Raw genomic sequence first — 14,799 nt, forward strand, 5'->3', positions numbered from 1 at the left:
CTGTTAAAATTTAATGAGTTTATAATGGTTAATTGGGAGAAATTTACCTATAGCTAAGAGCTGCTAACCGGCTTTAAATTAAAGATGGTGGCTTTGAGCTTTTTAAAATGGGTGCCAAAAGTAGATCGTATATAAAGGGATATAAAAACAGAGGCTATTAGCATTCCCAGCAAAAAGATATACAGGTAAATATTTAAATCATATAAAAAGCCTACTATAAACGCCGGCGCTATCATTAAGAATGAATAGAATTGAGATGTTTTACCCCTGAACCTCGAAAAATTAAGTGACAGATCAACAAGAAAGTATTTTCTGAATGAGCTTAAGAAACCTAACGACAGGCAATAGATGCTAATGACAATATAAATTAAAAGCAACTTAAAGGTCAATACATTAAAATAGCCAAAAACAATCAGCACAACAACAGCATCGATAAGTAAAACAGGTAAAAAAAACGAAAAATAGGTTTTAAGTTGCGTTTTTAATGAGGGATTAGCTATTATGTTATTGAGTTCAACATCTATAAAATATCCCCATACATTATTAAAAATGTAAGTGAAAATGATGACAGGTGGTTCAAGAAGCAATATAAATGGAACTTTATGCAGTATTTCACTGAATGAGTATCTTTCTGTACTTGACAAAAATAAGACAAGGAAACTAACTTTACAGCCAATGGCGATTAGCAATGCCGACCGGAATCTTTGATTATTCCATAATATTTTAAAAGTTAAAAACTTGCTTAAAACAATTTCCTGGCCTTTGGCGGCTTTATAACCACTCACATGCTGAACTTCAGATTTTCCTTTGTAAAACAAAAAGAAAGAGGCAAATAATAGCGCAGTGCAAGCAGTTAAGGCTATAAAAAGATAGTTTAACGCTATATGAAATTGGGGCTGATACTTAATAAAAAGAATCAAAAGGGCAAAAAGCGATACCGTAAATATCAAATAAAAATACTTACGCCAGGTAACGGCATTTATAATGTTTTCGGCCAGTAAAAATCCGATGATCCAGTAATAAAAAAGTGATATAGCCTCTTGTGCATGTATATTATTACTGGTTAGGCTAAAAACAAGAACAAAAGCAAATAATATCCAATTGGTGATTTTAACAAAACATATTGAAAAAAAATCAATCAACGCAATTTTAAGTGTAGTAAGCGGAAAATGCGGACTTATAATGGTTTGCTTCAATGAAATGGAGGGAAAAAATTTCAATGTTACCGGCAACACAATAAGCATAATTTTAATGCTCATGATGATTGTTAAGGCCGAAGCAACCAAATGACGTCCTATATACATATCGTACAAATAGCCTGCACCTATAGCATATATTATTAAAATCGCCGAAAATACGAACACACTGAGCATCCTCTTCCAGTTGTTAATACTGTAGAAGCTTTTAAACCGCTTTTTTAATAAAAAAATTAATAGTTCCACTTTATGTTATTGATTCAAGTAAAGAAGAATAATCATTCTTAGGCTGGAGATATTTGAGCAGCTCCTCATCTAATGTTTTGGTGCCGCCTTCTTTAAAATGGTACATAGAATCGCTATAAACCAATGATGAATCATTGATGATGCCAATATGTGTTGCTATTTTATCGACGTATAATAAGTCGTGCGAAGAAACAAATATCAGCCTGTTCTTATTCCGGTATGCATTCAAAAAATCGCATAATTTATTTGCAGCAACGGGATCGAGGTTAGCAAAGGGTTCATCCAAAAGCAGCAATTTGGGCTTATGGATCACGGATGCGCAAAAGGCTAACTTTTTTTTCATCCCGCTGGAGTAACCAGCACAAGAAGCATTTAAATTTTCGCCGTTATCAAAAAAGAAGCTCAACAAGTTTGATATTTGAACCTGGATATCGTTCTTATTTAAGCCATATAACAATCCAACCCAATGTAAATAGTCCTGGGCGTTCAAATCGCCTATGAGTTGATCATATTGACTTAATAACCCGGTTTGTCTTTTAATTTGAATTTCATCCTTATGATAATTAAGCTGATCAAAAAACACTTCACCTGTAGTTGGCACTATCAGATTAGAAAGAATGTTTATTAAAGTACTTTTGCCCGCGCCGTTTCTGCCCAATAAACAATACGTCCATCCACCCTCGCAAATCAGATCTACATTATTAAGCGCGTGGTTATCTGCATAACTTTTGCAAAGTTTCTTAATAGTTAACTCCATTGGTCGATTTCCACTTTTTGAAATTATAAACGCCTAAAATTGCCCAAGCCAAAGCCACTATAATTAATAAAATAACTTTTATTGATATGGTATAATGCTTAGTATAGGAGTTATATGATAATATGCAAAAAGTTATAGCTAAAATAAACTTAAGATATATATATGTGAATTTGTTTGTCATATTTTAATTGTAAATAGTTTGGCGGCATTTATGCCGCCAAACTATAATAATAATATTAGTCAGATATAAATGCGGTTCCGCAGCTGGCATAGGCAATAGCCACACCAATACCTGTTTCGGCAGTAAGCAACCCTACACCGCAGGCTACACCTGCAGCAAAGCTACCCCAAGGAAAACCCCCTTCAATAACTTCCATTTGATCAACTGATAAATTTTTCATGTTGTTTGTTTAATTGTGTTTTTAAAACGTTTGTTTATTACTCGCTTAAGGCAACTGAACGTCTACAATAGCTTATTCATCCAGCGCCGCTCCGCAAAGGCCGGCAGTTGTCGGTATTAAATATTCCTGGCCGGCTAAAATAGCTGCTACGCCTAAACCACATCCAAAAGCCGCCCAACTAAAGCCGCCTTCGATCTTTTCCATTTCTTCAATATTAATTGTCTTCATTTTTTTTGTGATTTAAAAGTCTATAATAGCTTATTCATTCAGCGCGGCTCCGCAGAGGCCGGCAGTTGTCGGTAATAAATATTCCTGGCCGGCTAAAACAGCTACTACGCCTAAACCACATCCAAAAGCTGCCCAACTAATGCCGCCTTCGATCTTTTCCATTTCTTCAACGTTAACTTTTTTCATTTTTGTTTTAATTAGATTTTGGTTTTTAAAATTGATTGCAATTGTATATTCATGCATGAAAATTGCTGTTATTAAATAATATTATATAATAACATTTGCTAATCTATTTAATAGATTTTGATATTTAGTGAAGATTTAATGAAGATTTGGCCTAATAAGAGGTATGGTTCAAACAAAAACGACATTAGCTTCACGCCAATGCCGTTTTTGTTTAATTAAATATAAGTCTTTTGTTCCCCCTTAAAGCAACAGGCATATCATGGCGTAATAGTCCATTGTTGGTTATTACTACTGTTGCTTGGCCAGAACTGCATAGCTGATCTGTCAGTAGTCCCACCTCCAGAATCCAGGCATTTGCCATTGGTGCGATTAACGATTTTGAAATAAGAACCTACAGGAATGATTGTCCATTGCTGATTGGTACTACTACCGCTTGCCCACTGTGCAACGGCTGAGCCATCTGCTGTATGGTCATAGCTATCCAAGCACTTGCTGCCGGTTACACAAGCCAGTTTGTAGTAACCACCACTATAAGTTATTACCCACTTCTGATTATTGCTGCCGCTCGAAGCCCATTGCGCCACATTTGTCCCGTTCGTTGTTGAACCTAAATTATCCAGGTATTTTCCACTGGCGCGATTGATTAATTTATATGTGCCATTGGCTATTGGCTGTACCCCTACAGAATGGGTTAAGGTACCAAATCCTAACTGATCGTATCCACCACTGTTTGGGCCGTAATCGCCACCACCACCTTCCGGCCTTACATTAGCGGCATACTGGCCGCTGTAGGTTGTTCCGGTAATGCCGTGTGACTGCTGATAATTATAGATGAGCTCCCAGCTTGGGCGAATGTCCTCTCTTCCACCTTCCGCAATCACCGTTTGTGTTTGTGCAGAGCAATGTTGCCCATTACCCCAATTGTAAGTGGTGAAAGGCACCGTGTTGCCAAGATTATAGCTGGCTGTGTATTCGCAAACTGCCAATGCTTTATTATTTTCATAAGCAAATAGGTCCTGTCCCTGGTTATAAGCCATTTGGCAGAAAGCGCCCAGCAGGGAAATATCCAAACATTGATGTCCCTGATCCCGGCCCGACTCCTGCCCCTGGCCTAACAGGCCTGAGTTGTATAAAAATGGCACTGCATGATCAATTGCCCCATTGCCGGCACCGGTTTTGAAATAGGTTATCGCTTCATTAAATTTATTGGTATCATCACATAATATACCTATCGACAGAATTGATGCCATACTGCACAGATCCCAGTTTGCCCAATAATTGGTGATACAGGCACCGTTATGATTTACCAAAAAATCATGGTTCATAGGATAAAATACATTGAGCATCATATTTTTAAAGTTGGTAAAGTCTGTAGCCGACCAGCCACTATAGTCGCGCATGATCTCGGCTGCATTGGCAAACTCATAACCATATATACCGGCAGCTAGCCATCTGTCCGCAGAGCCGTTGATAGATTTCAGCCTGGACGACCAGGCGTTCATTATAGCAACTGCCTTATTTCCGCAGGCTACATCACCATTAATTTTCCAACGTAAAGCATTTTGGTAGGCGGCAGCGATGTCGTTGTATAACTTTGAATAGTTTTGCGGCCAACCAGAACCTCTGTAAACGGTATCTACGGGCCCCTGCATGGAATAGGTTGATGCTGAGTGCGAGTTGGCTGTCAGTTTATTCCATCCGGAAAGCCAGGGCTCCGCATGTGCGTTAACCATGGTTTGCATCCTGATAAAATCTGCCTGGCTGTGCAGCATGCCCGGATGGATAAATCCTGAAGTTGCGTTTACGGATAATTTGGAAGCAGATGCAGGGGGATCATTCGCTGTTATAGGCGAAGAAGCCTTTTTACATCCCATGGCAAAGATCAATAATAAACAACTGAGAAAAACGAGAACTTTTGACTTCATTTCTTTAAAAATTTAATTTTAAATATATTATATCACTCGTTTATAATTAAAAGATACACCACCAAAATAATACCCGCTGGTGTGGCCAGGTATATAATCAACGGTATTCAATTGCAGTACATATAATACAGTTGCTTTAAGGATGCTTGTTCCTTTAAACAATACTACATAGCGATCTTTTACAGGAATAAGTCCGTATTGCTTGCCATCAGTATAGGTATACCAGTTTTTTGTATTGTTTTCCTTACTTTTTGCTGTAGTATCAACAAGTTGTAACGGAGATGCAAGAACATCTTTCAAGGTAATGGTACTTAATGAATTGCTGGTTATATCAACGTAACCTAAAGTATAATCATTACCGGCATGAATTTCCTTACACAAAGTGCCATCAAAACTAAGGAGCACCGAGTCTCCACTTGTTTTATTGCTGACCAGATCATAATTTACCTTACCCCAGTTACCGCCGGTTACACCAGCCACAGAATCAGGGGTGGTAAAAGTAGCTTTGGTTACGGAATTAAGCGCTAAGGCCGATGTTTTTACATTGGCAGTAGCTGGGTTTTCCGTAATCTGTTTTTTACAGCCTAAGAAAGAAGCTAATGCGATAAGCACGCACAGGGCGGGCAGAAATTTATTTGTTTTCATTTTTAAGGTCTTTTTAAATTAATAATTTGATGAATAAAGCTAAATCAATCTCACAGGATCAATAATAGTATTTGCTGGCATTTCTGAAACCATGGTTAAGCCAGTCATTGATCAGGTTTACAGGTTCGTCAGTGGTGATCCAGTGTACCCCCATCGATGTTAGCCATTGCCAGCTCCCCCTGTTATCCTGAGTATCCGCTTTACCTGATTTGGACTTGAAAAACAGGCTCTGTAACGTATAACAGCAAGTACCATTAGCATAGTAAAAATTATTACCGCCCGCATCAGGTATGGCATTGAAGCAACAAACGGTTTTACCATCATTCCATGCCTGGTCCATCATATCCTGATGAATGCCGTTTTGTTGTTTGATATCAATTTCAACGCCGATAAAATAGGGTTTGTTCCTATATGACTTATATTGTGCCATACAATCAATCTTATCCACCATGTTGGTGGTATAAACAGGCACAAATCTAAAATCGTTGTATCTGCTTCCGCTTAATCTCAGGCCTTTTTCCAGATCAGCCGGGCCATTATAAACCGTTGCGTTAAGCTTAAAGACAGTCCATTTCGCAGCAGGATTTCCCCAATGATTCTTCCAGCCCTCTCCTTCGTTCATGATGTTCCAGCAAGCCCCTGCAGCGTTTCTATCCTTAATATCCAATACCAATACTATCGCGATACTGTGATCACGGATATAGGAAAGTACCTGCCTGAATGTGGGTAAGTGCTCATTGGTTAAATTTCCGTTTTTGTCTTTTAAACGAAGGCTTTGTAATGCACCATTTGGCCAGCTGTTCACCAGGTCGTTTCTGCCCATGCCCAGTTCTGTGGTCCGGCCCAGGTTCCAGTCATGCATCAGCACCGGCTCACCGTCGCTACTCATTTTTATATCAATTTCTACCGTCTCGATCCTATTGTCAAAAGCCCGCTGAATGGCTCGTAAAGAGTTTTCAGGTACGCCATTTTCGCGCCAGTACCCTCTGTGTGCGCATACAGCAACAAGGTCAGTTTTCCTCCCTGATTTTAATGTGTTGATTACTTTATCTGTGTTTAAAAGCTGTGCCTGCAATAGGTTGGAAGCACAGACCAACAATAATAATAGACTTAATTTTTTGATGTTTTTCATAATAATGATGAATGTTATTTTTAGTTTTTTTTGCTTTTTAAAACGATGTTTTTCTTTCCACAATAGGCGCCTGCGAATTGTATAGTGTTCATTTTCTGTGGTAGTTTTTAAGGTGGTTTCATTTTAATAGGGGTTTTGTAATTTAATTTGTTGATTAATCTCGTTTCAAGTGAAGCGGATGTTTTTAATCCCGGCACCCTACCGATAATATACAATCGATTGCGTAAATGATAATGACATATAGAAAACCTTACCATTTGCAATCCTGCATAGGTTCTTCCGGGAAAAATTATTTAAATGGGTTAGTTGATTTTTAAGGGTGTAGCTTCCTTGATTTTAGATAATGAAGCAGATCCTTAGGCCTGTCGGTTTGCATTATATTGGCACCATGACTAATCAGCCATCCCCATGTTTCATCGGGCCTGTTTTCTTCAACAGCCGTATCATCATCATGCCCGCCATTTTGCTCGGGCCATAAAGCGTTGAACCAGATGGAGTAGCTTTTCTTTAAAACAGGCACCTTGCCGAGAATGGAATCGGTATCATTGCTGAAGATGATCTGAATAATGGTTTTACGGTGGCTTTTATAGGAGTTAATGATGCTTTCGGCATTAGGGTCTTTGGGGTTCACGATCACCTGTAAGGTAAGCTCTTCCGGGATGGTTTTATGTTTAGTTTTTACGCTATCCAAAGGCAAGCCATAAATATTAAAAATAGACTGATCAAACATTTTGGCCGAATCCAGTTTAACAATGATCTCGTCATAATAGTCGTAACCTTTGTCAATATCTATAATGATCTTTCCCTTTGCGGTTTTGAGCATTTCATCAAATGTAGGAATGGGGTGCACGGTTGGATGGCCGGTGCCGCTTTTTAATCTGAATTTTCTGATCTCTGCCAAAGTATAATCTTCCGGCTTACCTTTTCCGTTAGTACTGCGGTCGATGGTTTTGTCATGCATAATGATCAGCTGTCCATCTTTTGTTTTACCCATGTCAAACTCGGCAATATCAACGCCCATAGCTATACAGTTTTTTAAAGCCTGAACAGAATTTTCGGGCGAGTTCCGCCAATCGCAGCGATGAGCGGTAACTAAAACCGATTTTGAATTTTTGTTATGGAGCTGATCAATGGCCCATTGATAATGCTGCTGGATATTGTTGGTGTTAGCCGCAATATTGTTTTTTGATTGACAAAATCCGGCAAACGGCATCAGCCAAAAAAATAGATTGAGTAAGTTTTTTATAGGAGGCATGGTAAAATTATAAATAGCTGATGCTATGGTCAGCATCAGCTATGATTTAATAGATAGTTTTAATAACCGGGGTTTTGTGTATATCCAGCCAGATCCTTCTCCGTTTGAGGGATAGGGTAGTATAGTAAATAGGTACGCCCGTTTAAGGTGGTCAGCAAATCTGTTCGGCCAGTTCTTTTAATATCATACCACCAATGCCCCTCGCCAAAAAACTCACGACGTGATTCATTTAAGATCAGATCCTGGTATTGTGAAGCTGTTAACGCGGCAACCGACGCTGCTGTTGGAGACACTTTATACCGGTTGGTAAGATAGGAGGTAAGCGTAGCCGAACCGGCTGATACACCTTGTGCCTCCGCTTTGATCAAATACATTTCGGCCAGCCGGGATATAATGATTGGCGTTGCGATCGGATTAGTCGATACCGCTAATTGCTGTCCCGCCTTGCCGTTTGGAAACTTGATGATCCGGGTAGGGTCGGAGGAAAATACCGCAGCCTTTCTTTTATCCCCAGCCTTGATCAGCGGGGTAGACGCATCACTATACAAGTTTTTATAGGTAAACGCACTGGGCGAATAGGGCCAGGTTGCTTTGGTATCATTTACCTGGCTCAAAAAGGAATGCGTATTGGCCGTACTGTTGTTGGCCAGGGCAAATATGATCTCTTTGCTGGTTGATCCCGCGGTAAACATGCTGGAATAAGACATGGAATCTGTCGATAAGGCAAATTTGCCGCCGCTGTAATTGATGAGGGAATCAGCGTAGGTTATGGCATTGGCATTATCGCCCGTAGCCAGGTAAACCCTCGCCATTAAGGCTTTAACCGCCTGGTCAGACACATACAAATTATTACTGAAAGTGCCGACCAGTGAGCGTGCAGCGATCAGGTCACTTTTGATCTGCGCCCAAACCTGAGCCTCGGTTGAGCGCTGAACGGCATCAGTCGAGCTTTTTAAAAGCATAGGTACACCACCATACCTGATGACCAGATCATAATAGATAAGTGCCCTGAAGTATAAGGCCTCGCCTTTATAGGATAGTTGCGCTGTAGTAGCGTCTTTACCTAAATTATCAACACTTTGTATTAAAATATTGGCTGTATTGATCCCTTTATAACAACCGCGCCAGTAGCTGGTGATATCCGCATCAGAAGCATTCATACTTACCGGGTCAACCACATTATAGCCCGGACCACCCGTCAGGTTTTCGCCTCTTTTGTCAAAATCGAACCAGAAATTGAACAGCACATCTTCCATGGTAGCGTAAAGTCCTGTTCTTAACTGTGGTATATCATTTACACCCAGTGAACTTACAGGTATGGCATTTTGTGGCGACAGATCCAGTTGTTTGGAGCAACCCCATAGGGTTATGCTTAAACAGGATAGTATCATCAATCTTTTTAAGTTTTTCATCACCTTATATGTATACATGATTAAAATTTTAAATTAAATCCGAAAAGGATGGTTCTCAATGCAGACTGCAAGCCAAAATCGACACCGTAGTTAGCATCGCCGGGATTGGTCACATAGGATTGTTCAGGATCGTAACCATCATACTTGGTAAAAGTGTACAGGTTATCAACCGAAGCAAAGATCTTGAGTGCGCTGATATGGTATCTTTTTAAAACAGCAGGTGGAATATTGTATCCCAGGGTTACTGTTTTTAAGCGCAGATATGATCCGCTTTCTAAAAAGTGTGTAGAGGGCTCCTGGTTATATCCATTGGTATAACCCGTAAATACGCCCCCTCTTACGGCTCTGGGCATAAAGTTGCTGGTGCCGGGTCCTGTCCAGTAATGGGTTGCGGCATAAGCGTCCACATTGTAAAATTGCTCCGTTTTACTGCCGTCATTTAATGTCGCGGTCGAAAAAGCGTTACCTAAAGACTCTATTCCTTCCGGGCTGCCGCCTTTATAAGATGCATATACTTTAGCGCCGACCGAGTATTGGGCAAACAGGCTTAGATCAAAACCTTTATAACTCATGTTAGTGGTAAAGCCGCCGTAATAATTGGGTGTTGCTTTTCCAACATATTGCCGGTCCGCTGCTGTGATATCACCATCGCCGTTAATATCATCATATTTGATATCTCCGGCCCTTACACCTTTGGCGTATAACTTGGCGGGAACTTCACTATCCTGTTGGTAGATCCCCGTTTGTTTTAATAAATAAAACGCGCTGATGGGTTCACCATTGATCAGGGCATGAATACCAGTTCCGCCGCCTAATAAACTGCTTCCGGTAGATGGGATGATGTATTGCTGACTGCCATCATACAGGGAGAGCAGCTTGTTTTTAACAAATGTAATATTGGCCGAAGCATCCCATTTAAACTCGCCAGTGAGTATTTTAGCATTTAAGCCTAACTCTAAACCTTTATTGTTTAATGAGCCTATATTAGCCGCTACCGAGGTGAATCCTGTTGTTGCATAAACCGGTTTATTGTACAATAGATTGGTTGTTTTTTGATAAAAATAATCTGTTGTAAATCCCACACGCCCGTTCCATAGTTCCGCATCTATTCCCACATCAAACTGACCGGCTTTTTCCCAGGTAAGATTCTGGGCATTTTGCGTGATGACCAGGCCGCCCTGGTTATTATAAGAATTACCACCGGAAACTAGCGACTGATTGGCATAATTGCCAATGCCTGCCAGGCTGCCGGTAACACCATAGCTTGTTCTTAGTTTAAGCTGTGAAAGTGTGTTGGCAATAGGGCTGTCTTTCATAAAAGATTCATTCATGATCTGCCAGCCCAAAGAAACCGAAGGAAATGTACCGTACCTTTTATTGGATGAAAACCGGGAGGAACCATCCGTGCGCAAACTGGCGTTCAAGATATAACGATGGTCATAATCAAGTGTCAATCTCCCGAAATAACTATCCAGCGCATAAGAATCATAGCCGACTGCATCCGGGTAAATATTGGTTCCGGCATTAACTGAATTTAAGTTAGCAGAGGGATATGCGGCGTTAGCGTAATTGCTGCTATACACTCCTAATTGATCATTGGTATATTTTTCATAAGAATGACCGGCAAGTATGTTATAGTCAAGCTTCCCTGCACTGTTCTTATAATTCAGCACATTATCCAACACATAACGGTACGCAACATTTCTGTCCTGCAAAATAGCGCCATTTCCTGCTGTTACATTCCTGGCCACCATTTTATCCGTAAGCTTTTTATTGTTGTTGAATAGTGAGCCGTATGCGCTTATAGATGGGGTATAAGTTAATCCCTTTATAGGCGTAATATCTAAGCTGATCCTGCCAATACCTTCTGTGGTGTTTGTCTTCCAGATCTCTTCATTGATCAGCATCACAGGATTATGGCGAATGATCCCATTTACCCCGTTTACCGTATAACTGCCATCCGCATTATAGGGGCCATACCAGGGTTGTTCTTCCCTTGCGGTATATAATACTTTAAGGCCTACGTTACCTTCTTCCAGTAACCTTTGAGCGGTATAGGAACCAGATAAATTGGTATGTAAAGTAAAATATTTGCTAATGGTATGGTTAAGATTTAAACGGTAATTGTACTGGTTATAATTACTGTTCTTCAAAATACCCTGCTGCCCAAAATAGCCAAAGGATGTAAAGACATTGGTGTTTTTGTTTCCTCCGGAGATATCAATAGCCGCGGAATTATTAATGGCCGATTCCCTGGAAATTAGTTTTACCCAGTTGGTTTCCTGAATTACCGGGGGAACGTACAAGGTGAGGTTGGTACCTTTTTGGCTATTATAATTTTTAACCGCATCCTGCATCACTGCGGTGTATTGAGCCGAGTTTGCCATGGGTATATCATTGTATATTTTGCCGGCTCCGGTATGGGCCGTTACATTGACCTGTGTTTTACCCTCTTTACCCGATTTGGTGGTGATAATAACCACACCGCTGTTTGCCCTTGAACCATATATGGCTGATGCAGCGGCATCTTTCAATACGTCTATCGATTCCACATCATCGGGGTTCAGATTGGGTGCGGCTTCAAAAGGCACTCCGTCAATAACATATAATGGCGAACTTGCCCCGCTTATGGACCCCGTACCGCGTACCAGCACAATGGGTTTTGCTCCTGGGATACCCGAAGGGCTAAGTACATTTACACCTGTAACCCGCCCCTGCAAAAACTTAACAGGGTCGTTGGTGGCTCCTTTGTCTATATGATCAGGTTTTACGGAAGCTATGGATGAGGTTACATCTTGCTTTTTCTGGCTGCCATAGCCCACTACAACTACCTGGTTCAGTGCCGAAACACCGGCAAGCAACTTCACATTAATGTGCGATTGTGTACCAACGGCTATTTCTTTTGTGGTATAACCAATATAGGAAAAAACAAGAATGGCATCTTCGTTGATCACATTGATGTTATACTGGCCTTTGTCGTTGGTTATAGTCGATTGTTCGGCTCCCTTGACCGTCACGGTTACACCAACAAGTGTTTCGCCTGTGACGCCGTCTGTAACAGTACCTGTAACGTTGCCGGTGTTTCTTGAAGATGCTGCCTTTTTAGTTTTGATCAATACATAGACACCCGAGTATTCGATATTAACCGGATAGGCTTTAAGTAGCCGGGATAGGGCATTGCTTAGCGATTGGTTTTTGATCTCCAGTGACACAAGCTCGGTTAAGGGCAATACGCCCTCTCCATACACAAATTTACACTGGCTTTTATTTTCAATCTGTGAAAGCGCATGTTCTAATGTAACGTGCTTGAGTTTTAAGGTGATGATTTGATCTGCTACCGATTGCGCCCTAACGGGTTTGGCGTAGCTTAAGGTACTCAGAATAACAACTACTAAAGTTATCAGTGTGCTGTATTTCATGATCTGCAATATTTTTTTTGGTGCATTTGTAGAAAGGCACAAAAGATTATTCATAATTTTGATTTGGTTTTAAGTAAACGCTTAAAGCAATAAAACTCCCTGTTAAGCTCCCTTGGAACTTAATGATCATGTTTAGCGACATCAGTGTGGGAGAAAATTGTAAAAACCGGGGATGTTGCAAGCATCTTCGGTTTTTGTTTGTTAGCCTTTTTTTATCATCATATTTCAGGGGTTAAATAATTTAATAATCAGGAGTATGGGGGTTATCGTATCAGATAAGTTGTTCCTTCGTGTTTGTACCTGGCACCAACATAAGTGCATAAAACGCTGATCACGTTTTCCAACGATTCATTTTTATCAAAATGCGCGTTTAATATTGACCCGGCTATCTGATCATTCTGAATAATGATATGGGTATTGTACCTGCGGATCAATGTTCTGGTGATTTCATTGAATGCCTGATCCCTAAAGATCAGCTGTCCCTCTGTCCAAGCTTTCAAAGCCGAGACATCAGCTATAGTGCTCTTTAATAATTTATCATCTTTAGCGTTGTAATCAACCGTTTGATTAGGGGTAAGCAGCGTGGATAAATGACCAGCCACAACACCCACTTTACCGCTTACTACTGCCACGGTAATTTTAGGTTCATTGGCATAAGCCTTTACATTAAAGCTGGTTCCTAAAACCTGGGTCCGCACTTTTCCGGTATATATTAAAAATGGCTTTTGGGGGTTATGTACCACTTCGAAATAGGCTTCCCCAATTAAAGTAACCTCCCTGTTTGCAGCAGTGAACTTACCGGGAAAGCTGATCCTGGTTGCTGCATTTAAGAACACTTTTGAACCATCAGGAAGAATTACGGTTTTAAGCTGACCAGCCGGATTATAAATAGACGTATATGGTTCTGTTGGTTTATGGCTATAGTTGTTCCAGCTCCAGATACCGATAGTACCAGCTAATAGTAATACAGCGGCTACTTTAAGCCATGCCTGTAAATGAATAGGATTTCTTTTCTTTCTTTCAGGAAATAAACTGCTTTTTATCTGAGAACGGATAGCTTCCTTTAGCACATTTTCCTGCTCATCATTTTTAAAATAGTAGCCCGGTTGATCAAGCCCCTGCTCATCGATCCATTGGTTTAGTATTTCTATTTCCTGCTCATTACATAAACCTTTTTTATATTTTGTAATGAGTTGTTGGGCTTGTTCTTTATCCACTGTATGCCGGGCTTTATATATACATTATCGGCTATCTGGCAGAATGGTACTATACGATAATGAAATTTATTTTGAGAAGATGAACTTTGTGCGGTAACTGTGTTGAAAATGAGTGTTACAGGCGGGATTAAAACAGGAGAAGTGGATTTATAACTACTTTAAAAGAAAATAAACTACTGCAATTGTCAGGTAATCGGTAAAATTTAACCTTAACCTTTTAAGCGCTGTTGAAAGCTGATTTTTAACCGTCTGTTCAGAAATGTTAAGCTGTTCGGAAATTTCGCGGGTCGAATATCCTTTAAGACGACTTAACTCAAAAACTTCCTTCATTTTACCAGGCAGCTTTTGTAATGACAGATTTAATAAGCCATTAATTTCCCGTATATAAACACTTTGATTTACATTATTATCAGAAGGGTGCTCAATTTGATTAATATGTAATGCATGCTTTTTTTTAACCGCGCTGGCATGATAATGATCAATTAGCTTAAACCGGAGCATTGAAAAAAGATAGGCTGATAATGAGGAGGTCAACTTAAATACATCTTTTTTGTTCCAGAACGAAATAAAAACATCCTGTACCATGTCTTTGGCAATTTCTTCTGACTGTAATCGATTGTAGGCATATTGAAAAAGTTGCTTCCAATAAAGGTCATATATATGATCGAATGCCGTTTCGCTATTGTGCTGTAGTTGTTCAATCAAATGCTGTTCGTCGCGGTAAACAAAATTCATATTATGATATAATCACGCAAAAGTAGCTGCATCTTAAAGGCTTAA

General features: G+C 40.1%; 13 protein-coding genes. All 13 read right to left on the reverse strand.

The genetic code is table 11. From position 1 onward, the window contains the following. Window positions 1-53: 53 nt before the first annotated feature. Complete coding sequence (locus tag AC57BQ_RS01235) at window positions 54-1,259, reverse strand: hypothetical protein (RefSeq protein WP_496404541.1); 1,206 nt, start codon at window positions 1,257-1,259, stop codon at window positions 54-56. Between the two features lie 184 nt (window positions 1,260-1,443). After that, complete coding sequence (locus tag AC57BQ_RS01240; protein ID WP_496404542.1) at window positions 1,444-2,199, reverse strand: ABC transporter ATP-binding protein; 756 nt, start codon at window positions 2,197-2,199, stop codon at window positions 1,444-1,446. 236 nt (window positions 2,200-2,435) lie between these two features. Beyond that, entirely contained in the window at window positions 2,436-2,600 is a 165-nt protein-coding gene (locus AC57BQ_RS01245; protein ID WP_496404543.1) for a hypothetical protein, read from the reverse strand. 72 nt (window positions 2,601-2,672) lie between these two features. Continuing rightward, entirely contained in the window at window positions 2,673-2,828 is a 156-nt protein-coding gene (locus AC57BQ_RS01250) for a bacteriocin (RefSeq protein WP_496404544.1), read from the reverse strand. 30 nt (window positions 2,829-2,858) lie between these two features. After that, window positions 2,859-3,014: a hypothetical protein gene (locus AC57BQ_RS01255; RefSeq protein WP_496404545.1), complete on the reverse strand. Its 156-nt coding sequence runs from the start codon at window positions 3,012-3,014 to the stop codon at window positions 2,859-2,861. Between the two features lie 257 nt (window positions 3,015-3,271). Continuing rightward, window positions 3,272-4,939: an RICIN domain-containing protein gene (locus tag AC57BQ_RS01260; RefSeq protein WP_496404546.1), complete on the reverse strand. Its 1,668-nt coding sequence runs from the start codon at window positions 4,937-4,939 to the stop codon at window positions 3,272-3,274. Between the two features lie 27 nt (window positions 4,940-4,966). Next, complete coding sequence (locus AC57BQ_RS01265; RefSeq protein ID WP_496404547.1) at window positions 4,967-5,584, reverse strand: hypothetical protein; 618 nt, start codon at window positions 5,582-5,584, stop codon at window positions 4,967-4,969. A gap of 58 nt (window positions 5,585-5,642) precedes the next feature. Further along, window positions 5,643-6,716 carry a glycerophosphodiester phosphodiesterase family protein gene (locus AC57BQ_RS01270; protein ID WP_496404548.1) on the reverse strand — a complete coding sequence of 358 codons (1,074 nt, stop codon included), beginning with the start codon at window positions 6,714-6,716 and terminating at the stop codon, window positions 5,643-5,645. Window positions 6,717-7,029: 313 nt separating this feature from the next. After that, on the reverse strand, window positions 7,030-8,007 hold the full coding sequence (locus AC57BQ_RS01275) for a glycerophosphodiester phosphodiesterase family protein (RefSeq protein ID WP_496404549.1): 978 nt from the start codon (window positions 8,005-8,007) through the stop codon (window positions 7,030-7,032). A gap of 23 nt (window positions 8,008-8,030) precedes the next feature. Continuing rightward, window positions 8,031-9,401, reverse strand: a complete 1,371-nt coding sequence (locus AC57BQ_RS01280) for a RagB/SusD family nutrient uptake outer membrane protein (protein ID WP_496404550.1) — start codon at window positions 9,399-9,401, stop codon at window positions 8,031-8,033. A gap of 2 nt (window positions 9,402-9,403) precedes the next feature. Continuing rightward, window positions 9,404-12,802 (reverse strand): SusC/RagA family TonB-linked outer membrane protein, encoded by a 3,399-nt coding sequence (locus AC57BQ_RS01285; protein WP_496404551.1) that lies wholly within the window; start codon window positions 12,800-12,802, stop codon window positions 9,404-9,406. A gap of 263 nt (window positions 12,803-13,065) precedes the next feature. Continuing rightward, a complete protein-coding gene (locus AC57BQ_RS01290) occupies window positions 13,066-14,019 on the reverse strand; it encodes a FecR family protein (RefSeq protein ID WP_496404552.1) in 954 nt (317 codons plus the stop codon). A gap of 153 nt (window positions 14,020-14,172) precedes the next feature. After that, a complete protein-coding gene (locus tag AC57BQ_RS01295) occupies window positions 14,173-14,754 on the reverse strand; it encodes an RNA polymerase sigma factor (RefSeq protein ID WP_496404553.1) in 582 nt (193 codons plus the stop codon). Between the last annotated feature and the right edge of the window lie 45 nt (window positions 14,755-14,799).

Source organism: Mucilaginibacter sp. BGA-UO-ETr-C110 (assembly GCF_059567985.1).

What these genes read in the sequence shown, in the direction of transcription:
- AC57BQ_RS01280 (WP_496404550.1), bottom strand. Translation starts at nt 9,401, where the DNA reads ATGTATACATATAAGGTGATGAAAAACTTAAAAAGATTGATGATACTA.
- AC57BQ_RS01260 (WP_496404546.1), bottom strand. Translation starts at nt 4,939, where the DNA reads ATGAAGTCAAAAGTTCTCGTTTTTCTCAGTTGTTTATTATTGATCTTT.
- AC57BQ_RS01245 (WP_496404543.1), bottom strand. Translation starts at nt 2,600, where the DNA reads ATGAAAAATTTATCAGTTGATCAAATGGAAGTTATTGAAGGGGGTTTT.
- AC57BQ_RS01295 (WP_496404553.1), bottom strand. Translation starts at nt 14,754, where the DNA reads ATGAATTTTGTTTACCGCGACGAACAGCATTTGATTGAACAACTACAG.
- AC57BQ_RS01285 (WP_496404551.1), bottom strand. Translation starts at nt 12,802, where the DNA reads ATGAAATACAGCACACTGATAACTTTAGTAGTTGTTATTCTGAGTACC.
- AC57BQ_RS01275 (WP_496404549.1), bottom strand. Translation starts at nt 8,007, where the DNA reads ATGCTGACCATAGCATCAGCTATTTATAATTTTACCATGCCTCCTATA.
- AC57BQ_RS01240 (WP_496404542.1), bottom strand. Translation starts at nt 2,199, where the DNA reads ATGGAGTTAACTATTAAGAAACTTTGCAAAAGTTATGCAGATAACCAC.
- AC57BQ_RS01250 (WP_496404544.1), bottom strand. Translation starts at nt 2,828, where the DNA reads ATGAAGACAATTAATATTGAAGAAATGGAAAAGATCGAAGGCGGCTTT.
- AC57BQ_RS01270 (WP_496404548.1), bottom strand. Translation starts at nt 6,716, where the DNA reads ATGAAAAACATCAAAAAATTAAGTCTATTATTATTGTTGGTCTGTGCT.
- AC57BQ_RS01255 (WP_496404545.1), bottom strand. Translation starts at nt 3,014, where the DNA reads ATGAAAAAAGTTAACGTTGAAGAAATGGAAAAGATCGAAGGCGGCATT.
- AC57BQ_RS01235 (WP_496404541.1), bottom strand. Translation starts at nt 1,259, where the DNA reads ATGAGCATTAAAATTATGCTTATTGTGTTGCCGGTAACATTGAAATTT.
- AC57BQ_RS01265 (WP_496404547.1), bottom strand. Translation starts at nt 5,584, where the DNA reads ATGAAAACAAATAAATTTCTGCCCGCCCTGTGCGTGCTTATCGCATTA.